The organism is Planococcus sp. TJ-201, from assembly GCF_058268495.1.
Window position 1 is genome coordinate 298,150 of sequence record NZ_JBZDOG010000004.1, and the last position, 25,604, is coordinate 323,753.

Below are 25,604 nucleotides of genomic sequence, written 5' to 3' on the forward strand. Positions count from 1 at the left end.
CACAACGTGTTCCTAAAAGGAGTGCTTGTCCGTCTTACGCAAACGAGCTCATCGCGTAGTTAACAATAGAGCATCTGTCTAGATCTGTCAACTTCATGGCTGCAGGTTGCCATTTAAAGTGTATGGAATACGGACAGCCGATGATTTCCGTACACAGAAAATCGGATACACTAAATTTATCCCCTTTACAATAGGATGAGAAAGGAGGGGGTGCATGGATATGCTAAAGGATATGAACGAAGCGCTGCGCTATATTGAAGAACATTTGGCTGAAGAAATCAATTTCGGCAAAGTTTCAGCGATTGCGGGAGTTTCAGAATTTCATTTTCGTAAACTGTTTTCGTATTTGTCGGGAATGGGATTGAGCAGCTATATTCGCAACCGGCGCCTGTCGTTGGCTGCGATGGACCTGCAGCAGGAACAAGAGCGGGTTCTTGATGTGGCCATCAAATACGGCTACGATTCGGCTGACGGTTTTAGCCGTGCATTCCGCGAATGGTCAGGCATCAATCCGTCGGAAGTAAAGCATGGCGATCACTTTAAATCATTTCCGCGCCTGACTTTCCAATTGACGATTCAAGGAGGAATAGAAATGGACTACCGCATTGCCAAAAAAGAAGCGTTTAACCTGGTGGGCATCAAAAAGCGTGTGCCTATCGTTTTTGAAGGGCCGAATCAGGAAATCACCAAGATGGTGCAGTCGATCACAGCAGAGCAACGTGAGCAACTTCAAAGGTGGCGCAATACAGACGTCGATACTGTTGTTAATGCATCGTTTAACTTTGATGAAGGACGCTATGAGGAGGAAGGGCGGCTTGATCACCTGATTGGGTCGATTACGACGCTGGAAGGTGATTTTGAAGGTTTCGATTGTGTAAATGTGCCGGCACAAAGCTGGGCAATTTTTATCATAGAAGGGCCTTTTCCGCAAACAATGCAGGATACATGGGGAAAAATTTTCTCTGACTGGCTGCCATCGTCAAGTTATGAACTGATTGAAGGACCTGAAATTTCCTTTAACGGCGATTTGTCGGATCTGCAAAACGTCTACAGCGAAATTTGGATTCCCGTGAAGAAGCAGCAATAAAATACTCTCCGCACATCACCCCGCTTATAGAAGCTGGAAGATGTGCCGGAGAGTTTTTTTTGAACAAACCTGAGCTGTAACTGGCAATCAGTAAAATGGATTTGGCTGAGACAACTTCTTTTACAATGACGCCAAAGGAGAATACTCTAAACTTACATAATGAAAAATGGATTTGTATGCACTCTTTACATAGCGCGGACACTGGCCCGACAGCCAATGTCCGTAAAACCAAGGAGGAGAAAAGCATGTGGACCATTCGAAAAACGATGACGATCGATCGGCCGGTGGGTGAGGTTTTTGACTATGCGGAAAATCCTGTTAATTGGTACCAATTTTATGTGGGGCTTTCAGAACCGGAGAATTTGGTCGGAACTGGCGAAGTGGGGACAACCATGGATATGAAATACAGCATGTTGGGGGTGCACCTTCCAATTTTGCTGGAAGTCACGAAGAATTTACGCGAAGGCAGCAGCTGCTACTGGAGCGGCCGTATTAAAGGCGCTGTCAGTTCAACCCAGTCCTGGACCTACAATACGGAAGGATCTGGAACAGAAGTAAATCTTGATATGGAGTACGAATTGCCCGGCAGTGTTCTCGGCAAAGTCGCCAATAAACTGGTCGTCCAAAAGCTGATGGCAAATTCGATGGAACAGACCATGAAAAATCTCAAAGACATATGCGAAGCTGATTAATGATGCAGCAATGCCATCAAAAAAACCATCGATTGATGGTTTTTTTGTCTGTCTATTTTATTCCACAACATGTTCAGTGCTGACTTCATAGGTCTCGCCTTGTCTTGGTGTCAGCCAAGCGGTTAGTTCATAAGTGCCGGGCTCAAGGTCGAGTGCCGGAATTTCAAATTCATAACTCAGTTGATCCCCTTGCTCGAGGCTTTCTTCACCGAGTGCTTGCATGTACGTACTAACAGATGAAAAAAGAAAAACCTCTTCACCGCTTTCATTTGCCAAAGAAAAGTCGTAGCGCTGGCTGCTGGTAAAATCAAATGTATGCGGTTCACCTGTCTCGTTGATGAGGCTATAGCGATAGGTATTCTCGTTTACCTGTTGGAGTGCTGGATTCATGTCGCCTTCTGCTGCGCTTCCTGTTGTCTCATCCACTGTTTGAGAGTCTTCTGATGGTGGTGGCTCTTCAGGCGCATCTCCTTGTTCAGTTCCGCATGCTGTGAGAATAAGAGCAGCCAAGAGAGACAAAAAAATGCCCAGCCAAAATTTGTTCTTCATGGATATATGCCTCCTTGTATCGTAAGGGATAAGCAGTTCGCTTTAGCATAAGAACGTTAAAGGAAGGGAAAAGTTACATTTCCAACCAGATGATTTTGATGCTGCCCTACACATCGAGGTCCGCACCCTGTAGAATAAGGGCTAAGAGATTTACCATTATGCCATCAGCTAGAAGAAAGGGGAACGACTTACGTGAAAACTACTTTCCGCTTTTCAAAAGACATTGAACAAGCATTTAAAAATGATCCTCCGGGCCAGTGGCTTTCCACTCTGCCTCCTGGCTGCTTGCGCCTGAGTTCGGGCTACCCAGCGCCTGCTCTAGTTCCTTCTAACGAAATCAAGTTAGCGGTAGACCGCTTGCTGGATGAGGAGCGGGACTTGCCGCTTCATTATCTTGGCAGCCCGCGGGTTCCACAGCTAAAAAGGTTTCTCCAAAACCGGATGGCGCAGCGAGGTGTAGAAGCATCCGACAGTGAACTGATTGTGACTTCTGGCGCCTGCCAAGCAATTGATTTGATTGCACGTGTCTTATTGGATGACGAAGCTGTGGTCGCTGTTGAATCACCGACTTACATGGAAGCGTTAGAGATTTTCCAAAATTATACCGAGCATTATATGACTGTTCCAATTGATGAAAATGGACTGCAGACAGACCTGTTGGCGGACATGCTGGCAGAGCGCAAAAAGCAGGGGCAGCCGCTTCCTCGACTGTTGTATACCATTCCAACCTATCAAAATCCGACGGGGACGACGTTGTCACCTGAACGCCGCGAGCATTTGCTGAATCTTGCTGAACAATACGATTTTCTCATTTTGGAAGACGATGCTTACGGGGAGTTGGGCTTTCACGATAGTCCGCAGCTGTTGAAGGCATTGGACACCAATAATCGCGTGCTTTATGTGGGCTCGTTATCAAAAGTGGTAGCTCCGGGCATGCGAATTGGCTGGGTTGTGGCAGACAGCCAAATCATTGACCCATTAAACTGGTTCAAGAAAGACTTAAGCCACCCATTTGACCAAGCTGCGATGGCATCGTTTCTGGAAGCGACTGATTTTGACGAACACTTGAAATCGCTGGCAACTGTGTATGAATCCAAATGTGCCTCCATGCTGTCGGCGTTGGAAGAATTTTTGCCGCCTGCCGTTTCATGGTTCGTACCAAAAGGCGGATATTTTGTTTGGATCCAAATTCCAGGGGTTGATACATCAAAATTGCTGCCACAAGCATTGGATGCAGGAGTTTCGTTTGTGCCGGGCAAATATTTTTTCTTGGATCAGCAGGAAGGTCTTGAATATCTCCGCTTGTCGTTCAGCTATGCGAATGAAGAAGAGATTATCAAAGGTGTGGAATTGCTCGGACAGGTGGCAGGCATTAAGGTTCCGGCACCTGAGGATGCAGAATAGAGATTTGCAGTACTTTCTTCAGCAAGCAACAAGGAAAAAGTTGAAAATCACAAAAGGTGTTATCTTTGTACATAGCAGAGAAAACTTGAATGTAAAATTTATGTTTTAAAATAGAAACCGCGCCCATTGAAATCAAGATGGAGCGCGGTTTTATGGTTATTAGAGCTGGGCAAAATGGCGCACAATCCAAATTGACTATATTTTCAGAATACTGTAAAGTTAACTATACGATTTAAGATATTATGGAAATTTTTAACGGCTATTCGGCTGTTGAACGTTTCTGGACTTGGAGGTGCTTTGCCTGCCTGAACAGACCATTCACACAAAGGAGGAGATTAAATGAACATCACGGCATCACTTAGACAGAACGCCAAACGCTTTCCGGATAAGATGGCCATCACTTGCGACGGCCGTTCCTATTCGTATCAGGAATTGAATGAAGAAGTTAATCAGCTGGCAAATGGGCTGATTGCAACGGGGCTTCTAAAAGGCGATAAGGTCTCGATTTTTATGAAAAATTCCAACCAAAATGTCCTCGCTTTTTTGGCAGTGCTGAAGGCGGGTGGCGTTGTGGTGCCGGTCAACTGCCTGCTGAGTCCGGATGAAAGCGGCTATATTTTCAGCCAATCTGAAAGCAAGTTTATCTTCTGCGATACAGAGTTTGAACATGTGATTGCCAAGGCAATCAAGCAGACCGTTTCACTCCAACAGGTCATTGTCCATCCATCGGCTGATAACACCGAGTATCTGGGTTGGGAAAGCATGATGAGTGAAAATGCGTTAGAACCTTCAGTTGAAGTGCTAAACACTGATGATGCGGAGATTCTGTATACTTCCGGCACAACGGGAAAACCCAAGGGTGCAGTATTTGATCATCAGCGTCTCGCCAATGTCAGTGCATCATTTGTTTTTGGAGCCGAAATTGGAGCCAATGACCGCCTTTTGCACGCCGTTCCGCTTTTTCACTCTGCACAGTTAAATTTGTTTTTGGTGACAGGCATTTTGCTTGGAACATCGAACGTCATCTTGCGCGACTTTCATCCAGAAAAAGCAATTCAGGCGATGGATGAGTTTCAAGTTACGGTTTTCTTTGGTTTGCCGGAGATGTACAGCGCGCTGCTGCAAGTACCGAATGCAGAAGAAGTCGAATTGTCTTCTGTTTCAAAATGCATGTACGGTTCAGACCCAATTAATCCGGATCTCGTTCGGAAGGCCATGGACTTTTTCAAGCATCAACAGTTCTATAACCTTTGTTTGTTGACGGAAGGCGGCCCTGGCGGCGTCTTTCTCTTGCCGAATCAGCATGAATACAAATTGGGTTCTGGCGGAAAGCCGATGTATTTCACAGAAGTTCGGGTAGTGGACGATGAATTTCTGGACGTTCAGCCAGGAACGATTGGGGAGTTTGTGATTAAAGGTGATTTGGTCATGAAGGAGTATTACAACAAACCAGAGGAAACCGAAGAAGCATTTAAAAATGGCTGGCTGCTGACAGGGGATTTAGCGACAATCGATGAAGATGGATTTATTTCGCTTGTCGACCGTAAAGCAGATCGCATCATTTCGGCTGGAGAAAATATTTATTCCCTCGAAGTGGAACGCGTCATCAATGGCCATCCGCAAGTGGCCGAAGCTGCAACAGTCGGATTGCCGGAAGAGGAATGGGGAGAAATCGTTGGTGTCATCATTGTGCCGAAAGAAGGCGAAACAATCGATGAAGAACAATTGATGGATTATTTCTTGGAACACTTACCTGGGTATAAGATTCCGCGTAAATACCTCCTTGCCGAATCCCTGCCGCGAAACTCTTCTGGAAAAATAATGAAATATCAATTGCGCGAACTGCACATCAGTGAATTCCAATGGTTCCGGAAAATTCCGGAAAGCCGTTATTAGTTTACACCCAAAAGATGCCCCGCTGCCTGGAATGGCAGCGGGGCATCTTTTATAGTTTTCAAGTGATGGAAGCTTCGTAGATGCCTTTGATGGAATTATCCAGCATCGTGTTGAATTCTTCTTCTGTTTGGCTCGCGTTGACGCCTTCTGACAAAGCGCGGGAGAAGCTCGCAACGAGCCCTTCATTGGCTGCCAATTTCTTGTTGGCATCGTCGCGCTTATAGCCGCCTGATAGTGCAACTACACGAAGAACGCGCGGATGGTCGATCAATTCTTTGTAGTAATTATTGGTTGTCGGAATGGTGATTTTAATCATGACGTTCTGATCATCACTCAGCTGATCGAGATGCTTCAGCATTTCCTCTTTAAGAATTTTTTCAGATTGTTCTTTGTCCTTACTATTGATGTCTACTTCAGGCTCCAAAATCGGAACCAGACCGGCTGCAAGAATCTGCTTGCCGACTTCAAATTGCTGCTCGACTACTTTTTGAATGCCTTCGGGATTGGCTTCCTTGATCACGGAACGCATTTTCGTCCCAAAAATATTTCGTTCGTTGGCACGTTTTAATACATCGTCCAAGTCGGAAATCAGCTTCATGACCTGCACGCCGTTTTCTTCATCTGCCAGACCTTTGTCGACTTTCAAGAAAGGTACGACACCTTTTTTCTGCCATAAGTAGTCCGGTGTATAATGGCCTTCCACTTTACGGTCCATCGTTTGTTCAAAAAGGATTGCGCCGATAATCGAATCGGAATTGAAGGAAGGGGCCGTCATGACGCGCGTCCGCATTTCGTGGATCAAGTCATACATCTCTTCTTCCGTTGAGTATTGGTCTTCCGATACGCCGTAAAGCGCCAATGCTTTTGGTGTGCTGCCGCCGCTTTGGTCAAGTGCAGCAATAAAACCTTGTCCGTTTTTTACAAATTCCAGTTGTTCCTGATTCATCGTCCCAGCTCCTTAGATAAATTTTTTGACAGGTCTATCCTTCATCTTAAAAATTTACTGCGAAGAAACTCTTTCACTGAATATTGTAACAACTTATAAGAGAAACTACAAAAAGAATTTTTTAATGAATTGAGATGGTTTTTATGTGTTCCCGACAAGCGCAGCTGCTTGCGATGTTTAAAGCAAGAGATTTGCTGTGGACGGACGTTTTGCTCCAAGCACTAAATAGCAGTGAACATGCTATCATGTGCCGCAGAAAGTCTGGTATCCGCTTTCCGGGTCTTGCGCTTGTGAATAGGCCTCTTGTTCGGGCGAGTGGGCGTATGGATCAGCCAATGCGGCAAGCAGCTGGTGCAGTACGCTGTAATCTCCTCGAAACTCAGCCGCCTCCAATGCTTCTTCCACACGATGGTTGCGCGGAATGATTGCCGGATTGTTGCCGCGCATCAAGTGCCGGCTCTCTTCCGGTGATTGCTCCTGGCGATCCAAACGCGCCTGCCAAGAGCTATGCCACTCCTTAAATTCGGGTGCACCGAATAAATCGCTGCCTTGCAAGTCGTTGAAGGTTAGTGCTCGGAAGGTGTTGGTGTAATCAGCCGCATGCAGATGCATCAAGTCCAATAGTCCTTCGGCTAGGGCCATATCTTCGGCTTCCTCGGTGAAAAGTCCGAGCTTCTTGCGCATGCCCACAAGCCAATGACTTTGAAATTGCTCGATGTAGTTGGTAAGTTCGTCCTGAGCCATGCTGACGGCCTCTTCTGGAGTATCGTGCAGCAAAGGCAACAGGCTTTCTGCAAAGCGTGCCAAGTTCCATCCAGCGATCATCGGTTGATTGCCATAAGCGTAGCGCCCTTGCACATCGATCGAGCTGAAGACTGTCTTCGGATCAAAGCTGTCCATAAATGCGCATGGTCCATAGTCAATGGTTTCGCCGCTGATGGCCATGTTGTCGGTATTCATAACACCGTGGATAAATCCAGCGAGCTGCCATTTTGCAATCAAAGCTGCCTGCCGCTTAATGACTTCCTGGAAAAGTGCCAAATAAGGATTGGCAGCATCTTGGGCATGTGGGAAGTGGCGTTCCAGCGCATAGTCAGCCAGTGCCTTGACATCTTCTTTCGTACCGAATCGCGCTGCGTACTGAAAAGTGCCGACGCGCAGGTGGCTGTCTGCTACGCGCGTCATGATGGCACCGGGAAGCGCTGTTTCACGGCGAACCATTTCGCCGGTTTCAACAACTGCCAGGCTGCGTGTTGTCGGGATGCCGAGTCCGTGCATGGCTTCACTGATCACGTATTCGCGCAGCATGGGCCGAAGCGCTGCGCGGCCATCGCCGCCGCGGGAATAAGGTGTTTTGCCAGAGCCTTTTAATTGAATATCCAAACGTTTGCCAGATGGCGTAAGCTGCTCGCCAACCAATAAGGCACGGCCATCGCCAAGCATCGTGAAATTGCCGAATTGATGTCCGGCATAGGCCTGGGCAAGTGGTACGCTGCCTTCAGGAACCTGGTTTCCGGCAAGGATGGCCAGGTTCTCTTCACTTTTCAACTCTGCAGGATCCAGTCCAAGCGTTGCCGCCAAAGCTTCATTTAAAACCACGAGTTTTGGTGAAGCAACAGGATTAACGGTGAACTTGCTGTAAAAAACTTCAGGCAGGCGTGAATAGCTGTCATTCAGCTGCCATCCGGTATGGGGGAGTTCCTTTTTATTCATCATAAACTTCTCCTTTTTTATCGAGGATCTATTCTTATTATACCCTCTTGGGCGTAGGATCATGTCCAAGCTGTTTGAGCAAACCGCATGTGTTATAATCCAGTTAATAAGAAAGTGAATATTCGAACGAAAGGAGAAAAGAAGATGGATAAACAGAAAGTTCTTTTTGTTTTGCTGGATGAATATGCAGATTGGGAAGCAGCTTCACTCGCAGCTGCGCTGAATGAAGAACCGGAAGGACAAGGGCAGCAATTTGATGTAAAGACCATATCCTTGACGAAAGAGCCGATCCGGTCGATTGGCGGATTTACGGTGCTGCCGGATTATGGGTTGGAGGATGCCCCAGAAGATTATGCAGGATTGATTCTGATTGGCGGCAATTCCTGGCGCAAGGAAGAAAGCAAGCAGGTTATGGATCTTGTCGACCAAGCCATCAAAAAAGAAGTTGTACTCGGTGCAATTTGCGATGCAACGGTATTTTTGGGAAGAAATGGACTGTTCAATAATATTCCGCATACCAGCAATTACTTGCAAGATTTAAAACAAACAGCAGGCGAAAGCTACAGCAATGAAGCGGGCTACTTGCACCAGCAAGCCGTTCGGAGCGGGAACATCATCACTGCCAACGGCTCGGCATTTTTGGAATTTGGAAAAAATGTGCTGGAGGCATTAAATGCAGCACCGCAGGAAGAAATTGATGAATGGTACGGTTTTTTCAAGAAAGGCCATCACGAATACATGAAAACTAAACAATAAGCAACTACTGAACCACCTTCCATTGCCAGACTGTGGAGGGTGGTTTGTTTTTATGGTCGGCTGGGCGATATTTCGCTACACTGAGTAGAGATAAAGAAGTCAGATCAATATAGCGGCAGAAGCCTTCCCTCTTTAGTTAATGCATTGCAGATAAAAAGATTGGAATGATAAAATGTTCAAAATTATGATCGTGGAAGACGATTTAACGATTGCTGGCATATTGAAAGAAGAACTGGAGAAGTGGAATTACGAAGCGTTTTTGGCCGAAGATTTCAGCCGGGTATTGGAAGAATTCAAGTCCCAATCACCCCAGCTGGTATTGCTCGATATTCAGCTGCCTTCCTTTAACGGCTATTACTGGTGTCAGGAAATTCGAAAGCTTTCGCAAGTGCCGATCATTTTTATTTCTTCACGCAATGAAAACATGGATATTGTCATGGCGATTCAAATGGGTGCAGATGATTTTATTCCCAAACCATTTGATTTGACGGTTGCGGTCGCAAAAACGCAAGCGCTTCTTAGAAGAACTTACGATTTCAAAGAATCGGATAATTTTCTGAGCTTTAATCAGACTATCCTGAAGCCTGGCGAATCGAGGCTGTTTGTAAATGATCAGGAAGTGGATTTGACCCGCACCGAGTTGAAAATCATGGAACTGCTATTTCTTCAAAAAGGCGACTACGTGACGAGAGAGGAAATGATGGTCAAACTATGGGAGGACGAGTCGTTTATCGATGACAATACTTTAGCCGTCAACATCACCCGGCTGCGGAAAAAACTTGCCAAGGCCGGACTTGCCGATTTTATTTTAACGAAAAAGAATGTGGGCTATGCGTTGAACAAGGAAACGGCCCATGTTTAAGAAATCTGAAACGCTCTTGTTAAAAAGTTTTTTCGTATCGGTGCGGCATCAGTTGGTCCTGTTTGCTGGAATGGCCGTCATTTTTGGAGTGGTGTACATTTTAGGCAGATTGCCGCTGTCCTTGTTTTTATACAGCCTGCAGTTGACGGGATTTTTGCTGGTGATTTATTTGTTTAGCCAGTACCTTCAGTATGCCAAACGCTCAGAGCTGATCAGCAGCCTCGAGCTGCAGAATCTCTCAAATCTGGAGGAGCTGCAGCAAAGCGCCGATCCTGTTGATCAACTTTACATAGAAAAGATGCACAGACTGCTGGAACAGCTAAGGGAATCAGAAAACCTGCATGCCGAACGTCAAACCGATCAACTGGATTATTTCACGTTGTGGCTGCACCAAATCAAAACCCCCATTTCTGCCATCAGCCTGCTGACGCAAAGTTCAAAGGCAAAAGAAGCAAAACAGGTGTCGCAAGAGCTGGTGCGGCTCGAGGATTATACGCATATGGCACTCAATTACATTAAGCTGGAAGAGTCAGGAACAGATCTGGAGTTATCGCTGGTTGATTTGGATGACATCATTAAAAAGGCAATCAAAAAATATTCGATCCTGTTTATCTACAAAGGCATCCGCCTCGATTACCATCCGACCGGGATGCAAGTGCTGTCTGATGGCAAATGGCTGCAGAACTTGTTGGAACAGATTTTATCAAACAGCCTGAAATACACGCCCGAAGGCATTATTTCGATTTATAGGGATCCAGTACATGCCGAAACGCTGATCATTGAAGACACCGGCATCGGGATCCGCTCGGAGGATTTGCCGAAAATTTTCAACAAAGGCTATTCTGGACTGAACGGACGCCTCCATGAAAAATCCACCGGCCTTGGCTTGTTTCTCAGCAAAAAAATCTGTCAGCGACTTGGCCACCGCTTAGTGATTGACTCAAAGCCAGGCGAGGGAACCCGCGTTGCCCTCGATATGGCGCATGAAGATTTACAGGTTTTTGATTGAATAAGGATTGAATTTCTCAAGCAATCTTACGAAACCGTAAGATTGCCTTTCTCTTTGTAAGGATAGGTACAGGCAGTCCGCTCGTTCCTGCCGTATGATTAAAAGCAAGGAGGGGTTGGCAATGACCTTGTTAGAAATCAAGAACTTAAAAAAAATATACACAGCACGCTTTTCAAACCAACAAACAGAAGCACTGACAACCGTCAATTTTTCAATAGAGGAAGGCGAATTTGTTTCGATTATGGGGGAGTCAGGTTCAGGAAAGACCACGCTTTTAAACATTATCTCCACGCTGGACGATGCGACTTCCGGGGAAGTTTATTTGGATGGCAGCCCGTTATCCAAAATCAAAGACAAAGAAATTTCCGCTTTCCGCAGAAACACCCTTGGTTTTGTTTTTCAGGATTTCAATCTTTTAGACAATTTTTCTATTCGCGACAACATCCTGCTGCCATTGGTGCTGTCAAAAACACCGGTCGATGAAATGGAAGCTCGGCTTATGCCCATTGTGCGCAATCTTGGAATCGAAGCCCATATCGATAAATTCCCTTATGAAGTATCGGGTGGGCAGAAACAGCGGGTTGCGGTTGCGCGCGCATTGATCACCCAGCCAAAAATCATTTTGGCGGATGAACCGACGGGCGCTCTTGATTCAAAAGCTTCGCAGAATTTAATGGAAATTTTGAAAGGCATCAACGAAACCGGCCAGACGATTCTAATGGTGACGCACAGTGCACGGGCTGCGAGCTTTTCAAACCGCATCTTGTTTATTCGGGATGGAGCGGTTTACCATGAAATTTATCGGGGAGATGCACCGGCGGACCAGTTCATGGACCGCATTTCAAAATCGTTGAAAGTCTTGTCCAGCCGGGGTGAGCAGGATGAATAGCCGTTTCTTCTCGTCGCTTGCGCTGCGTAACATCAAGTCAAATAAGCAGTTATACATTCCGTATTTATTGTCCTCGACCACTATCATCATGATGTTTTACTTGATGGCTTCCTTATTGACCAACAAATTCGTTCAGGAGCGTTCGAGTACGTTGGTATCGTTGTTTGTAGTTGGCACTATAGTGATCGGAATTTTTTCCGTTATTTTCATTCTTTATACCAACAGTTTTCTCATCAAGAGAAGAAAAAGGGAAATTGGCTTGTACGGAATTTTAGGGCTGGAGAAAAAGCATGTGGCCATCATTTTGTTTTTTGAAACGGTTTTTACCAGCTTTTTGAGCATCGCTGCCGGACTGCTTGCGGGTCTGTTTTTCGGACGTTTGTTTTTTATGTTGCTGAATTACTTGTTGAGGATGCCATCGGATATTGCTTATTCAACTTCCGGACTGACAATGTTGGCAACGGCTGCGCTATTCATCGGAATTTTTGGTGTGACCTTCCTTTATAACATTAGCCAATTTACTTTTGCCAATCCAATCAAATTGCTGAAAGGAAAGCAGGAAGGGGAAAAAGAACCGAAAGGCTCCATCCTCCTCTTTATCCTATCGCTGGTGTTTCTCGCATGGGGCTATGGAATTTCCGTGACAATCTCCGATCCGCTCAGTGCTATGTCAAAGTTTTTTCTGGCGGTTTTGCTGGTCATCATCGGCACTTATTTGTTGTTTGTTTCCGGCTCAATCTTTATCTTAAAAGCGTTGAAGAAAAACAAGCGGATTTATTATCGTCCAGGCGCTTTCATTTCCATCTCAGGCATGCTTTACCGCATGAAGCAGAACGCTGTAGGCCTTGCGAATATCTGCATTCTGGCCTCGATGGTCATTATTGCGGTCTCGACGACTTTGACGATTTTTATTGGATCAGAGGAAACCTTGGAAAACCGCTATCCCTTTGAAAACAATATGACTCTTTTCGGCGAGGTCGAAGATACCGATGAAATAAACACCCGTTTTTTCGAGCTTCAAAGTCAGGTTCAAAACACAGTGAATGCTGAAGGTCTTGAAGTGACAGAAAGAGAAAGTTACCGCTACGCGAACTTCTTTGGCGGGGTGCAGGGCAATGAATTTGTTTTTGATGAAAGTTATGCAGACCAAGAAAATCCGACCGTGCTGATGGTTCTTCCGCTTGAAGATTTTAATCAGATGACAGGTAAATCCTATACATTGGAAGACGGTGCCGCATTTTATTATCATTCAACAGGTGCCTATAAAGAAAGTGAACTGACACTCGGCAACAAGACATACCGGGTAGCCGAAGTGGACAATGAATTCGGGGAGGATATGGATTTAGTCGAATCCATGGCGGTCGTGGTGCCTGACGTTTCACACCTTTTGGAGATGCAGGACGATTTTAAAGCACAATACCCAGAAACCAACTATTTGACCATTGATGCGGAAGTTGGCTGGAATACCTCTGGTACTGAAGAACAAAAAGAAGCTTTGGCGAAAAAGCTCAACAGCGAATACGGCTTGGCCGCTGGAGGCAACAATCTTTACGATTCCCGTTTGCTTCAGCGAGAAGAATGGTACAGCTTAAACGGCGGGTTCTTGTTCCTTGGAGTATTCCTGGGACTGCTGTTCACCATTGGCACAGTATTGATTACTTACTTTAAACAAGTGTCTGAAGGCTTTGATGACCGTGACAAGTTCCAAATCATGCAAAAGGTTGGACTGGATAAAGAAATGATTCGGGAATCTACACGTTCACAAATTGTCTGGATGTTCCTGTTGCCAATTGTCGTTGCAACGATTCACGTCATTTTCGCTTATCCGATTGTTCGCAAGCTGCTGCTAATTTTTGGTGTGACCAACGAAACCAATTGGCTTTTGTCATTTGTGGGCGTCGTCATCGCATTTGCAGCCATCTATTGGGTGATTTACCGCCTGACTTCACGTACTTATTACAGCATTGTTAAATAAATCGAAAACGAGAACCATCCAGCAGACTTGCAGCTGCTGGATGGTTTTTTTCCATTCAGCCTAAAGACTGAATTTGGGGCGAGGCCAGGCATATCCACCACCCTTTGCCCGAGCTGTCGGTTACGATAGAATGAAGGCGCCTGGCTTGCCGGCACCTCTTTATGGGTAAACGAATAGTCAAGGAGGAGTTCACATGACCATTACAACACAAAATATATTTGAACCGTTTGCATTTGTATCGGGTTTGACCCTTAAAAACCGCATCCTGATGGCACCAATGACGACTTCATCTTCAGACACGAACGGCGATGTTACTGAAGAGGAACTGGTTTACTACAAGCGCCGAGCTGCTAGCGGGTTGGGGGCAGTCATCACGGCCTGTGCACATGTCGAGCCGCTTGGCGTAGGGTTTTCAAACCCTTTTGGTGCAGATAGCGATGAGCGCATTCACAGCTTGACGCGACTGGCCGCATCTATCCAAGAAGGCGGAGCAAAAGCGATCCTGCAGATCTACCACGCTGGGCGCATGTCAAATAGTGAGCTCCTGAAGGGGGAACAACCGGTATCGGCAAGTGCTGTTCCGGCGCCTCGACCAAATGCTGAAACGCCACGTGAAATGACGCTTGAAGAAATTGACACGACAATTGCGGCATTCGGTGAAGCCACAAGACGTGCGATCGAAGCTGGCTTTGACGGCGTAGAGATTCATGGCGCCAATACGTATTTGATCCAGCAATTCTTTTCTCCACATTCCAATACCCGAACCGATAAATGGGGAGGCGACGTCACTGCGCGCATGGCATTTCCTTTAGCGGTTATCCAAGCGATTCAAGAAGCAGTGGCTAAGCACGCCACGAAACCATTTGTGGTTGGCTACCGCATTAGTCCAGAAGAGCGCGAAGAGCCAGGCATTACAATGGATAACACGCTAGATTTTCTGACTGCCATTGCAGATCAGGGCATTGATTATATCCATGCATCGGTAGGCAGATTTTTTGGAGGTTCGATCCGCGAAGAAGACAGCCGTTCACGCGTGGAAATGATTCAGCAGCACATTGGCAAACGAGTACCGGTAATTGGAGTAGGTGGCTTGCAGACGCTTGATCAAGTAAAGCAGGCTTTGGAATTCACACCGCTCGTCTCGCTTGGCCATGCGTTGATCATGGATCCCGACTGGCTGGCGAAAGTCAAAGGAAGCCGGGATGAGGAAGTTTTTCAGGCAATCCATTTGAGCAAAAAAGAACAGCTCGATATTCCGGAAGACCTATGGAATATGGTCACGAATGCTCCGGGTTGGTTCCGGGTCGAAGAGTAATTCATCAATAAATAAAACAGCGCCACCTGGAAAAAATCCAAGTGACGCTGTTTTGTTTTAGAGCGAAGACTCCGCTGTTTTTCTGGATAGTACGCGACGTTTTCGGCCCATCAAATTGACGATCATGACACCGCCAATTGCAATAATGCCGCCAATAAGCGATAAAGGAGTCGGCAGTTCGTGCAGCCACATCCAAGCAACCGCGATGGCAACAGCCGGCTCCAGGTAAATCAGGCTTGAAACAGAACTGGCATTTGCCAGTGACAAAGCAGTTGCCCATGTTACATACGCGATAGCGGCTGGGAACAGGCCGACATACAAGGTGGCAAGATGTGCCTCCAGTGTGGCTCCTTGCATCGCCGTAAAGAGTCCTGGCGAGAAAATAAGGAACGGCAGAGTGCCTGCCCATGTAAAGTACGCAGTGAGTTCAATTGCCGAGTAGCGTGTTAGCAGGGGTTTTTGAAAAACAAAGAAAACAGCAGATGCAAACGCAGCGATTAGCACAAGTAAAGCTCCATTTGTCAATGTCAGAGAAGCGCCGGCTGAACCGAATGCAATAAACAAGATGCCGATAAAGCCAATGCCCAAGCCAATCCAGCCAATGCCAGTCAAACGTTCCTTCAAGACAAATGCGGCAATCAACGCTGTAAAGATTGGGCCGGAACCGACCAGCATACCAGCTGTTCCCGCAGAAATCGTCTCCATGCCGAAGGTAACAAAAATGTGATAAACACTGATGCCGATCCAGCCGAGCACCAAAATGCGGATGATGTCGCTTTTTTGAGGAAGCCGGAATTTTGTTCCGGGCCATAAAGCGAAAATCAGAAATAAGGCCGAAGCAATCAGGAACCGAACCAGTACATTTTGTCCGGCGTCATAACCGCCCTGCAGACCAACCCGTATCGCTGCAAATGAAGAGCCCCATATTAATACAGAAAATAAGGCCAGTGAAAAAGCTTTTGCGTTCAAATGATCTCCTCCATTAACCATTGGTTCTTCCAGTGGCTATAATGTCTGTGTGTATCAACAGACAGAAACTAGTATATTCTTTTCCGCAAAGAATGTCTTCAGGAAGAAGCGGCAGGGGATGGGATTGTGATGGAGTGCATCAGACAATTTTCCGGCCGCTGCGGCCCAGCGCGTAATAAATTCCGTGCTGCAAGCTTTGCAGCGATTCAAATGTATTCAAGCTGCTCTGGGCCTGTGCGATGATGATGGCCAATTCGGGAGATATGCCGACAAGAATAACTTCTGTTCCCAACAGCCTTGCCGAAGCGCCGAGTTTCTCGATAAGAGAAGCTGTATGCTCCGTAATATGCTTGTTCAAGCCGGTCAAATCAACCAATAGGAAATTGGCTTTATGTTTCGGAAGTTCGGTCAAAGTTTTGACAATCAAGTCTTCTGTTCGTTGCTCATCATAGCTGCCAATCATCGGTACGACAATGATGCCTTCCAGAACGGGAATAATCGGAGAAGAAAGCTCTTTTACTAAGTTCTGAAGAGATTTTGTTTGCTCGTCAACCAATTTTTCAAGCATCTGGATTTGATTGGCTTCCTGCTTCCGGGACAGCTCGTGAATGTTTTGCTGCACAGTCACTTCGGATGGAAAATATTCTACAATGCTGTAAGGCTTGTCTTGGTTTTGGTATTGGATGGTCTTGTACCAGAAGTTGATGCCGAACAATCCTGTCAATACACCCGCGTAATGTGAAGGCACAAATATACCTTCTGTATGGTTATTTTTCAGCAAGTTCATTTTGTATTCCCAATCATTTTGAATATGCATGGTAAAGGTGTTTTTTTCGCTATCCATTTCAACAATTTCCACTTTTCCCCATCCGGCAGGAGCATATGTATTGGAAATCCACTCGACAATGTTCGAGGCATCGATATGCTGCATGTCTTTAAACCCTTCACCAACAATAACGCCTTGGCGAAATCCGGTTGTTTCCAATACGAGCTGTGTTGCTTCAATTCCTGAAATGTCTTTGATGGTATCAAAAAAGGTTTCCATCGCAGTTGTCCAAAAGAGAACCACATCTCTGCCTTCGAACAGGGCTTGTCCCGTTTCCAAATCCCACGCTAACTCTACGCCGCCGACAGCAATATTTTTTTTGCTCATGTTATAAATTCCTCCACCTAATGAATAATTGTTTTGTTAAGAATAAAATACAAAGTTTTCCTATAGATATTTTACCGGAAGCAGAAATTAAAACCATACAGGTTGAACTTAAGAATCGCTATTTTTTAGCACGTGCCGTTCTTTTATGGAGTTTCCGCTATAAAAGGTTTGTCAATTAGCACAGATAGAGTCAAAATTCTTACGGGACACTTATGGAATTTGTCCTAAAGTTATTTACTCTTTATCCTCCGTCTTTGAAGCCGTAAGTGACACCCGTCAGTTTTTCCGATGCCTCCCAAAGTCTGAGAGAAATTTCAGGATCAGTCGCATTGGCGTGCGGTTTCCCCAGTGCCGGATACCCTCTGCGCTGGAATTGAGCAATGGGCCCAATATACTCGCCGCCTTTCAAGCCGGGTTCTAAGGCTGCAAAAAGTGTTGCCAAAGCTCCCATGTCCGGCGGCTGAAGAACCAGATTGGCGATGCGTTTGAAAACGGCTGGAATTTCCTGTTGGCCCAACTTTAGAATATTGGTCGCAGAAACTCCCGGATGGCAGGCCACGCTAATGGTTTGGAGGCCATGCTCTTTCAAGCGCTTATCGAATTCCAACGCAAAGTACAAATTGGCCAGTTTGCTTTGGTTATAAAATTTCTTCGCATGGTAGCCTGTTGCCCCATCAAGGTTGGCAAAGTCGATTGAACCGCGGCTGTGTGCCCGGCTGCTGATGGTTACGACACGCGAGTCGGGTGTGTTTACCAATAGAGGCAAGAGCAAGCCGGTCAACGCAAAATGGCCAAGGTGATTGCTGCCAAACTGCAGTTCAAAACCATCTCTCGTTTTTGTGTAAGGAGGTGCCATAATGCCAGCGTTATTGATCAATATGTCAAGTTTAGTAAAAGATGTTTGAAAACTCTCAGCAAAAGCCCGAACCGTCTCAAGATCGGCTAAGTCGAGTTTCATGACAGCAATCTGGGCAGAAGGATAAAGCCGGAGCAAAGCAGCCCGGGCCGTGTTTCCTTTTTTGGTGTTGCGGACAGCCAGAATAACTTGTGTGCCAATCTCCAGCAGACCTTTAGCTGTTTCAAAGCCGATGCCGCTGTTGCCGCCTGTGATGATGGCAGTTTTTTCTGTAGGCAAAACACCACTTCCTTTCATCGATTCAGTCGTTTGCAAATACTAGCTAATACTTTATCGGTTCTTTGGAACATTTGGAAGCCATATAAGTTAAAAAGGAAATTCGAGCAATATTTGAAAAGTCCGCACCGCTTTATTATTCATTGGCAGCAGCAAACGGTAGAATAGAAAAAAGGAGGCGATAGCGGATCCATGGACATTTCGATTAAAGAGTTGACTAAAACATTTAAAGACCGGGTTGCCGTAGATCATCTTTCGCTGACAATCGGTCAAGGAGAGTTTTTTGCGCTTTTGGGTGAAAATGGAGCAGGAAAAACTACGACCATCAAATTGTTGAGCTGCCTGATGGAACCGTCGAGCGGCGACGCTTTTATGCTGGGTGACAGCATTGTTGAAAATCCACAGGCGGTGAAGAAAAAGCTGAACATTTCACCGCAGGAAAACGCGGTTGCACGCAATCTTTCCGTAAAAGAAAATCTGGAGTTTATTGCCAAAATTTACGGCAGCGATAAAAAGCAAGCAGAACAAAAAGCACGTCAACTGATGGACAAATTTGGACTGGCAGATCGGTCCAATAACAAAGGGAGAACCTTATCTGGCGGATTGGAGCGCCGCTTGAGCATTGCGATGGCGCTGATTTCAGAGCCGGAAATCATTTTTTTAGACGAGCCGACAGTCGGGCTGGATGTTCGAGCGCGATTGGATTTATGGCAGATTTTGCTGGATTTAAAAGGTGAGATTACGATTATTTTGACAACACATTATTTGGAGGAAGTGGAAGCATTGGCGGACCGCATTGGCATTATGCATAAAGGAAGATTGTACGCACTTGGCACGCTCGAAGAGTTAAAGGAACAGACCGGGCAAGCCAAGCTACAGGATATCTTTCTTCAATTGACCGCAGAGGCAGAAAACCAATGAGGGCTTGGACATTTGCTGAACGCAACCGAAAAGAAATTTTACGCGACCCAATGACGCTGCTTTTTGGAATGGTGCTGCCGCTGCTGATGCTGTGGCTCTTTTCACTAATGGCTGAAAATATGCCGTTTGATTTGTTCACGCTTGAGAAGCTGGCACCTGCCATCATCGTCTTCAGTTTTTCTTTTATCACTTTGTTCACAGGAATGCTCATTGGCCGCGATAAAAGCAGTTCGTTCTTGATGAGAATATTTGCGTCGCCAATGGCTGCGACCGATTACTTGATCGGGTATGCCTTACCGCTTTTGCCAGTAGCTTTTATCCAGATGACCGCCTGTTATGTTACGGCTCTGCTATTGGGAATGCCAGCGACGGTTCATGCCATTCCTGCTTTCGGGGTGCTTGCCATCATATCGCTTCTTTATATCGGTTTTGGCTTGTTTTTTGGCACCTTTTTTACGGATCGGCAAGTGGGGGCGATGTTTGCGCTATTCGTTAATATCACAACATGGTTAAGCGGCACCTGGTTTGAACTCGGTATGATTGGCGGCACATTTCAAAACGTCGCTTACCTGCTGCCGTTCGCACATGCCGTCGATGCATCGCGCGCGATTTTTGCAGGTGATTATGCGGCAGTGTTTACACCGATGCTATGGGTGGCTGCTTATACTGTGGCGATTTTTGGAATTGCCGTTTGGGGATTTAAGAAACGCATGCGCGGTTGAGAATGGTTCAACACAAGACGAAAGATGAGGGGGTTGGAGCAGATGGGCTATATAGAGGAACTGCGGGCAGTTGTTGGTCACCGGCCACTGATACTTGTGGGGGCCGTGGTTGTAATGATAGATGAAAATGGACGTTTGCTGTTGGAAGAGCGAAAGTTTCCCAAAAACCTGTGGGGCTTGCCAGGCGGACTGATGGAGCTCGGGGAATCCACAGAAGCTACAGCGAAACGGGAAGTCTTGGAAGAGACCGGGCTAACAGTAAAAACCTTGCATCTAATCAATGTCTATTCCGGACCCGAACATTTTGTGGTAGCGGAAAATGGCGATGAATTTTATGTTGTAACGACCGCTTATTATTCGAATGATTACCACGGCGATTTGATTGTTGATGAAAAAGAATCTTTGAGCTTTAAGTTTTTCTCCCCGGAGCAGCTGCCTCAACAAATGATTGGGAGCCACCGTACAGTAATTGAGGAATTTCTTGAAAAGCATCGCTTAACAGCTTTGCAGCGATGAGTTGCTGAATAAAGAAAGCCGCTATTCATGATTGAACATAAATAGCGGCTTTTCTTATTGGATTGCGGGTTCGGTAAAGTCAAATTTCACTCCGGTCAACTGTTCGGAAACTTCCCAAAGTTTGCGTGATACGGCTTCATCTCCAGCTGCTGCATGAGGTGTGTCCAATGTTGGATAGCCTTTGCGCTGGCCCTTCCCGTCAGGTCCAATGTATTCGCCGCCTGTAAGCTGCAAATCAGTGGCAGCATAGACGGTCGGCAAAGCACCCATTTCAGGCGGCTGCAGAAAGTTGTGCATGAGTGTTTTCATAAACTTTGGAGCATCCTGATTGCCAAATTTAAAGAGATTGGTGGCGGAAATTCCAGGATGGCAGGCAAGGCTTAAACTGTTCAGGCCATTTTGCTTAAAGCGCTTGTCTAATTCTTGTGCAAACAATAAATTGGCAAGCTTGCTTTGTCCATAAAATTTCATGCGTTTATATCCTTTAGCGCCGTCCAGGTTGTCGAAATCAATCGACGCGCCTTTATGCGCCAAGCTGCTGAGGGAGACAACCCGTGATTCAGGCGTATTCTTCAGCAACGGCAGCAGCAGGCCTGTCAATGCGAAATGGCCCAGGTGATTGCTGCCGAATTGCAGCTCGAAGCCATCTTTCGTTTTTGAATAGGGTGGGGTCATGACACCTGCATTATTAATTAACAAATCGAGTGAGTCGTGGTTGCTTTTAAAGCTTTCGGCAAACACGCGGACGCTGGCAAGGTCTGCCAAATCCAATTTCATCACGGTCACGTGTGCATCGTTATTCGTTTCCAATATCAGATTTCGCGCGCTTTCCCCTTTTTCTTTATTGCGCACAGCCATAATGACCTGTGCGCCGCGGTCAGCAAACACTTTTGCAGCTTCCAATCCGATGCCGCTGTTGGCTCCGGTTATGATGGCTGTCTTTCCGGTTAGTTGTTTCAAACGATCAGCTCCTGATTAATAGACTTAGTCTTATGATAAAAATACCATGCAGCAACCCTTGCCACAAATAGTAGGATTGGAATGGTCATTTTTTTACATATTTTTTGGCACAATAGGGTAGAAGTAAAGTAGTCTATAGAGTCGGGAGCGAGAAGATGAAGAAGAATGAAAAAATGGCCGGCCTGGCTTTTTTGCTGCTGCTTGGCGGCCTGGGCATTGCCGCAATGTTTATTGTGTTGTTTGCGGAACTGGCAGAAGAAGTGATGGAGAAAGAGTTTGGGTTGTTTGATCGCGCAATCATTGCTTTGATGGAAGCGACATCAAGCGAAGCGATGGATACGGTCATGTTCATCTTCACTGAAATGGGATCGGCCTGGTTTTTGACGCTGGCATCCCTCGTCATTCTGGCGATTTTGGGACTTAGGCTGAAGGACAAATGGGGCATGCTGTTTTTTGTTATTGCGGTAGGCGGCGGTTCACTGTTAACACTGCTATTAAAGAACCTTTACGTCAGGGAACGCCCAGGCATCAATGCTGAAATTGATGCAATCGGCTACAGTTTTCCGAGCGGCCATTCGATGGGGTCCTTAATATTTTATGGTTTTGTGATGTATTTGGTAATTCGAACGCGGCAGCGGCCCTGGATTCAGTGGACAACAGTTACTGTTTTGAGTGGACTGATCCTAGTGATTGGCGCAAGTCGAATTTACCTGGGTGCTCATTTTCCGAGCGATGTCATGGCAGGTTATATTGCAGGGACGATTTGGTTGTTGTTAAGCTTAATTGCTTTAGAGTGGATTCAGTGGCATAGTAAGAGCCCTGTGCCTCCGGTCCATGCGTTGCGCAAGCTGCTCGGGCCATTGTACAAAACGGTACGGACAAAACTGCCCTTTTTCTCAGATTAATGAAGAAAGATATTCCGTGTCTCCACGCATAGATTTCGTTAGTACGTAAACCAGCTTTGGATGGAATGAAGACAAAAATCTTACATAGAGGAGAATGGCAATGGACTACAAGCAGATTACAGTTGCAGGAAGCGGCGTGTTGGGAAGCCAAATTGCTTACCAGACCGCATTTAAAGGATTCAATGTAGCAATTTATGATATTCATGATGGTGCGATTGAAAGTTCAAAAAAGCGATTGGGAAAGTTGATGAAAAACTATCGGAACGATATGGGCGCCAGTGAAACAGAAACGGATGCTGCATATGAACGGTTGTCTTTCCATACAAATTTGGCTGAAGCAGTGAGTGATGCAGATTTGGTGATTGAAGCAATCCCTGAAGTTGCAGCGATCAAAACAGCGTTTTACACGGAATTGGGCAAAGCAGCTCCTGAGAAAACTGTGTTTGCAACTAACTCCTCGACACTTCTGCCAAGCCAATTTTCAGAAGCAACAGGACGGCCCGAAAAGTTTTTGGCGCTGCATTTCGCCAATACGATCCGCATAAATAACACTGCTGAAATCATGAAGCACCCGGGAACGGCTGATAAAGTGTTTAATGATGTGATAGAGTTTGCGAAAGCTATTGGAATGGTGCCATTGCCGTTGCATAAAGAACAGCCGGGCTATATTTTAAATTCTTTATTGGTACCATTTCTGGAAGCCGCCGAACTGCTTCTGGTTAAAGAAGTGGCAGATGTCGAAACGGTCGATAAGACTTGGATGATTGCAACGGGTGCGCCGCTCGGTCCATTCGCGATGTTGGACGTAATCGGCATCAACACCGCCCACAACATTGTTCAAGGAAAAGCCGCAGCGACGGGCAATCCGAAGTTTGTCGAATTGGCGAATATGCTTAAGATTGAGTACCTGGACAAAGGAAAACTGGGGCGGGAAACAGGTGAGGGATTCTATAGCTATCCAAACCCGGCTTTTATGGATGAGGATTTTCTGAAAAACTAAAGACCACTACGCTTGGCTATGAATGGTCGGGCGTGTTTTTTGTGTTAGGAAATTTGTGAAACTGGGTATCCAATATTATCAAAATGCAAAGAAGGGATTGTATGAATCGGATATTCGGGATTTTAGTAGCAATAGGGGTGCCCTTGACTGTAGTTGGCTCTTTCCTGGATTGGCCGAGCGTTGCTATGTTCTTTATTTGTTCGATTAGTGTAGTGGCCTTATCCAGTTTTATGGGGAGAGCTACAGAAAGTTTGGCAATTGTCAGTGGTCCTCGTATTGGCGGCTTGCTGAATGCGACATTCGGAAATGCGGTGGAATTAATTATTTCCATTTTTGCATTGCAAGCAGGATTAATTGGAGTAGTTTTGGCTTCTTTGACCGGTTCAGTCTTAGGGAATTTGCTGCTGGTTGGAGGATTATCATTTTTCCTGGGAGGCATCAAGTTCAAGCGGCAGATGTTTAATGTCCACGATGCAACCCATAATTCTGGCTTGTTGATTTTTGCAGTTGTTGTGGCGTTTGTCATTCCTGAAATTTTTTCGATGACGATGAATGAAAATGAAACCATTCAATTGAGTGTCGGCATTTCGATTATCATGATTCTTTTGTATTTAGCGGGTCTCTTTTTCAAGCTGGTCACCCATCGCGGTGTTTACAGCCATGCGGATGCGGCACAGCATTCCGAGCACGAAGAACCGGAATGGTCGAAAAAGAAAGCGATGATCATCTTGTTTGCAGCAACCCTGGTCGTGGCTTACGTATCCGAAAATCTAGTCCGTACCTTTGAAGAAGTGGGTGAACAGTTTGGTTGGTCTGAGTTGTTCATCGGTGTTATCATCGTTGCAATTGTCGGAAATGCGGCTGAACATGCTTCCGCGCTTATTATGGCGATGAAAAACAAAATGGATGTGGCGGTAGAAATCGCCATTGGTTCTACGCTGCAGATTGCGATGTTTGTTGCACCGATACTGGTGCTCCTTTCGCTTTTTATGCCACAGCAAATGCCATTGGTTTTCACAGTGCCAGAATTGGTCGCCATGATTACTGCAGTGTTTCTCTCAAGCAGTGTCATGAATGATGGGGAGTCAAACTGGTTCGAAGGCTTGATTTTGCTTTCGGCTTATCTCATTATGGGCATTGGGTTTTATTTGTTGTGATAGTTTTAGCCAGTGTCCTTGTCTAGATAACCTGTCTTTTCCGAAGAAAGGTATATAAGCAGGAAAGACAATTCACTACGTCCAAAAAAGCGATGGCAAGAAACACAAACAATGAGACGCCTCCTGAAACTGGAATTTCAGTTTAGAACGAAAAACCTTCATAGTACGTTCCAAAAATAATAAGCCGCCACCCAAAATATATTTTGGGTGGCGGCTTGTTTTCATTTCCAGATCGCTTTGTACTTTTTCTTGTACTTTGGATCATCAATTCCTTCGATCAAGTCGATGGCGGATAGTTTGATTTGTTCATCCTGCGTTTCATCATATACCTGCCGCATTGCCTGCAAAATATCTGAACGTATGAGCGTAAAGTTTTTTTCATCTTCACAGAAAAGGAATCGGTCAGTTAAGTGGCCGAGAACCATTTCCTTTTGGGCAAGTCCTGCGAGCGCCACTTTCCATATTGCTTGCAGGCTATGGCGTGCGGTGACAAACTTTTCATCTTTTGTTACTTGCCAGAGTCGGGGGAAGTCGGTCAGCATCCGATTTTCTGGATCGCTCTTGGCCAAGTTGGCTAAATACTGTGCGGCCCTAGAGCGCTGGTGGTTATTTGGATGATCCAAGTCCTCAAGCAACTGATCCCACACCAAGTATGCCCAATCTACTTTTTCTTCGCTCAAAAGTAGAATTTGCTGATAGGCGAGATAGTTCACCTCCTTGTCCGCTGATTTCGAATCCGAGAATAATTGTTCAATCGTTTCATCCATATCGTTCACCTCCTCTTTTAGTTAGACAGAATAGATGCAGGCAATAAAGATTTTTTACATAAAAATGATAGCATATACAACCTTTGAAAAAACTACAGCTAAGGGTTTAAAAGAAAGACTAAAAAAGTTAATCAACTTGCACATAAAAACTAGTAGTTCTTTTTGGTTAAAAAGTCGATAGTTTGTATCATTAGGTTGAACTAGAAAAATGCAAAATAGCTTAGAGCAATCTGCATAAGAAGCATCTCTAAATATTTAATACTAGTCAAGGCAGGGTTTCGGCTCTTCTTTTACAAATGTTCAGTAACT

24 protein-coding genes are annotated in these 25,604 nt (G+C 45.7%); 16 read left to right on the forward strand and 8 right to left on the reverse strand.

Going from position 1 to position 25,604, the window contains the following annotated elements; translation table 11 throughout:
* Positions 1-214 precede the first annotated feature (214 nt).
* Both AC4EG4_RS12060 and AC4EG4_RS12065 read left to right on the forward strand, forming a co-directional pair.
* Positions 215-1,087 carry an AraC family transcriptional regulator gene (locus tag AC4EG4_RS12060; RefSeq protein ID WP_490987972.1) on the forward strand — a complete coding sequence of 291 codons (873 nt, stop codon included), beginning with the start codon at positions 215-217 and terminating at the stop codon, positions 1,085-1,087.
* 245 nt (positions 1,088-1,332) lie between these two features.
* Positions 1,333-1,779 (forward strand): SRPBCC family protein, encoded by a 447-nt coding sequence (locus tag AC4EG4_RS12065; protein WP_490987973.1) that lies wholly within the window; start codon positions 1,333-1,335, stop codon positions 1,777-1,779.
* Between the two features lie 57 nt (positions 1,780-1,836).
* On the opposite strand, the gene AC4EG4_RS12070 is transcribed toward AC4EG4_RS12065, so the two are convergent.
* Positions 1,837-2,328: a BsuPI-related putative proteinase inhibitor gene (locus tag AC4EG4_RS12070; protein ID WP_490979065.1), complete on the reverse strand. Its 492-nt coding sequence runs from the start codon at positions 2,326-2,328 to the stop codon at positions 1,837-1,839.
* A 192-nt stretch (positions 2,329-2,520) separates the two neighbouring features.
* Between AC4EG4_RS12070 and AC4EG4_RS12075 the strand changes: the two genes are divergently transcribed.
* Positions 2,521-3,732: an aminotransferase-like domain-containing protein gene (locus tag AC4EG4_RS12075; RefSeq protein WP_490987974.1), complete on the forward strand. Its 1,212-nt coding sequence runs from the start codon at positions 2,521-2,523 to the stop codon at positions 3,730-3,732.
* A gap of 339 nt (positions 3,733-4,071) precedes the next feature.
* The gene (locus AC4EG4_RS12080; RefSeq protein WP_490987975.1) at positions 4,072-5,628 is read left to right on the forward strand and encodes a class I adenylate-forming enzyme family protein; all 1,557 of its coding nucleotides are present in this window, start codon (positions 4,072-4,074) and stop codon (positions 5,626-5,628) included.
* Between the two features lie 58 nt (positions 5,629-5,686).
* Here AC4EG4_RS12080 and AC4EG4_RS12085 read toward each other — a convergent pair whose 3' ends face one another.
* A complete protein-coding gene (locus tag AC4EG4_RS12085) occupies positions 5,687-6,574 on the reverse strand; it encodes a fructose bisphosphate aldolase (RefSeq protein WP_490979062.1) in 888 nt (295 codons plus the stop codon).
* Between the two features lie 243 nt (positions 6,575-6,817).
* Positions 6,818-8,290: a protein adenylyltransferase SelO gene (locus AC4EG4_RS12090; RefSeq protein WP_490987976.1), complete on the reverse strand. Its 1,473-nt coding sequence runs from the start codon at positions 8,288-8,290 to the stop codon at positions 6,818-6,820.
* A gap of 141 nt (positions 8,291-8,431) precedes the next feature.
* Here AC4EG4_RS12090 and AC4EG4_RS12095 point away from each other — a divergent pair, with 141 nt between their 5' ends.
* The 6 genes from AC4EG4_RS12095 (at position 8,432) to AC4EG4_RS12120 (ending at position 15,093) form a co-directional block, all read left to right on the forward strand.
* Positions 8,432-9,043, forward strand: coding sequence for a type 1 glutamine amidotransferase family protein (locus AC4EG4_RS12095; RefSeq protein WP_490987977.1), 612 nt, complete (start codon positions 8,432-8,434; stop codon positions 9,041-9,043).
* 172 nt (positions 9,044-9,215) lie between these two features.
* Positions 9,216-9,905, forward strand: a complete 690-nt coding sequence (locus AC4EG4_RS12100; protein ID WP_490979059.1) for a response regulator transcription factor — start codon at positions 9,216-9,218, stop codon at positions 9,903-9,905.
* On the forward strand, positions 9,898-10,914 hold the full coding sequence (locus AC4EG4_RS12105) for a sensor histidine kinase (protein WP_490987978.1): 1,017 nt from the start codon (positions 9,898-9,900) through the stop codon (positions 10,912-10,914). Before AC4EG4_RS12100 ends, AC4EG4_RS12105 begins: the two co-directional genes overlap by 8 nt.
* 121 nt (positions 10,915-11,035) lie before the next feature.
* On the forward strand, positions 11,036-11,803 hold the full coding sequence (locus AC4EG4_RS12110) for an ABC transporter ATP-binding protein (RefSeq protein ID WP_490979057.1): 768 nt from the start codon (positions 11,036-11,038) through the stop codon (positions 11,801-11,803).
* On the forward strand, positions 11,796-13,778 hold the full coding sequence (locus AC4EG4_RS12115; protein WP_490979056.1) for an FtsX-like permease family protein: 1,983 nt from the start codon (positions 11,796-11,798) through the stop codon (positions 13,776-13,778). The genes AC4EG4_RS12110 and AC4EG4_RS12115 overlap by 8 nt, the downstream gene beginning before the upstream one ends.
* Before the next feature lie 193 nt (positions 13,779-13,971).
* Positions 13,972-15,093 (forward strand): NADH-dependent flavin oxidoreductase, encoded by a 1,122-nt coding sequence (locus AC4EG4_RS12120; RefSeq protein WP_490979055.1) that lies wholly within the window; start codon positions 13,972-13,974, stop codon positions 15,091-15,093.
* 57 nt (positions 15,094-15,150) lie between these two features.
* Here the strand turns inward: AC4EG4_RS12120 and AC4EG4_RS12125 are convergent, their stop codons facing one another.
* The 3 genes from AC4EG4_RS12125 to AC4EG4_RS12135 form a co-directional block, all read right to left on the reverse strand.
* Positions 15,151-16,062: a DMT family transporter gene (locus tag AC4EG4_RS12125; protein WP_490979054.1), complete on the reverse strand. Its 912-nt coding sequence runs from the start codon at positions 16,060-16,062 to the stop codon at positions 15,151-15,153.
* A gap of 139 nt (positions 16,063-16,201) precedes the next feature.
* Positions 16,202-17,215: an STAS domain-containing protein gene (locus AC4EG4_RS12130; RefSeq protein WP_490979053.1), complete on the reverse strand. Its 1,014-nt coding sequence runs from the start codon at positions 17,213-17,215 to the stop codon at positions 16,202-16,204.
* Positions 17,216-17,456: 241 nt separating this feature from the next.
* Positions 17,457-18,350, reverse strand: a complete 894-nt coding sequence (locus AC4EG4_RS12135; protein WP_490979052.1) for an oxidoreductase — start codon at positions 18,348-18,350, stop codon at positions 17,457-17,459.
* Positions 18,351-18,539: 189 nt separating this feature from the next.
* Between AC4EG4_RS12135 and AC4EG4_RS12140 the strand changes: the two genes are divergently transcribed.
* From AC4EG4_RS12140 to AC4EG4_RS12150, 3 genes are read left to right on the forward strand one after another with little or no spacing between them, the layout of a single operon-like run.
* On the forward strand, positions 18,540-19,268 hold the full coding sequence (locus AC4EG4_RS12140) for an ABC transporter ATP-binding protein (RefSeq protein ID WP_490979051.1): 729 nt from the start codon (positions 18,540-18,542) through the stop codon (positions 19,266-19,268).
* Positions 19,265-19,990: an ABC transporter permease gene (locus tag AC4EG4_RS12145; RefSeq protein ID WP_490979050.1), complete on the forward strand. Its 726-nt coding sequence runs from the start codon at positions 19,265-19,267 to the stop codon at positions 19,988-19,990. Before AC4EG4_RS12140 ends, AC4EG4_RS12145 begins: the two co-directional genes overlap by 4 nt.
* A gap of 42 nt (positions 19,991-20,032) precedes the next feature.
* Entirely contained in the window at positions 20,033-20,506 is a 474-nt protein-coding gene (locus AC4EG4_RS12150; RefSeq protein ID WP_490979049.1) for an NUDIX hydrolase, read from the forward strand.
* 54 nt (positions 20,507-20,560) lie between these two features.
* Here AC4EG4_RS12150 and AC4EG4_RS12155 read toward each other — a convergent pair whose 3' ends face one another.
* Positions 20,561-21,466, reverse strand: a complete 906-nt coding sequence (locus tag AC4EG4_RS12155) for an oxidoreductase (protein ID WP_490979048.1) — start codon at positions 21,464-21,466, stop codon at positions 20,561-20,563.
* Between the two features lie 155 nt (positions 21,467-21,621).
* On the opposite strand from AC4EG4_RS12155, the gene AC4EG4_RS12160 reads away from it, so the two are divergent.
* The 3 genes from AC4EG4_RS12160 (at position 21,622) to cax (ending at position 24,528) form a co-directional block, all read left to right on the forward strand.
* Positions 21,622-22,371 carry a phosphatase PAP2 family protein gene (locus AC4EG4_RS12160; protein WP_490979047.1) on the forward strand — a complete coding sequence of 250 codons (750 nt, stop codon included), beginning with the start codon at positions 21,622-21,624 and terminating at the stop codon, positions 22,369-22,371.
* Positions 22,372-22,471: 100 nt separating this feature from the next.
* Positions 22,472-23,371 carry a 3-hydroxyacyl-CoA dehydrogenase gene (locus AC4EG4_RS12165; RefSeq protein ID WP_490979046.1) on the forward strand — a complete coding sequence of 300 codons (900 nt, stop codon included), beginning with the start codon at positions 22,472-22,474 and terminating at the stop codon, positions 23,369-23,371.
* 101 nt (positions 23,372-23,472) lie between these two features.
* Positions 23,473-24,528, forward strand: coding sequence for a calcium/proton exchanger (gene cax, locus AC4EG4_RS12170; RefSeq protein WP_490979045.1), 1,056 nt, complete (start codon positions 23,473-23,475; stop codon positions 24,526-24,528).
* 221 nt (positions 24,529-24,749) lie between these two features.
* Here the strand turns inward: cax and AC4EG4_RS12175 are convergent, their stop codons facing one another.
* A complete protein-coding gene (locus tag AC4EG4_RS12175; protein ID WP_490987979.1) occupies positions 24,750-25,295 on the reverse strand; it encodes a hypothetical protein in 546 nt (181 codons plus the stop codon).
* Between the last annotated feature and the right edge of the window lie 309 nt (positions 25,296-25,604).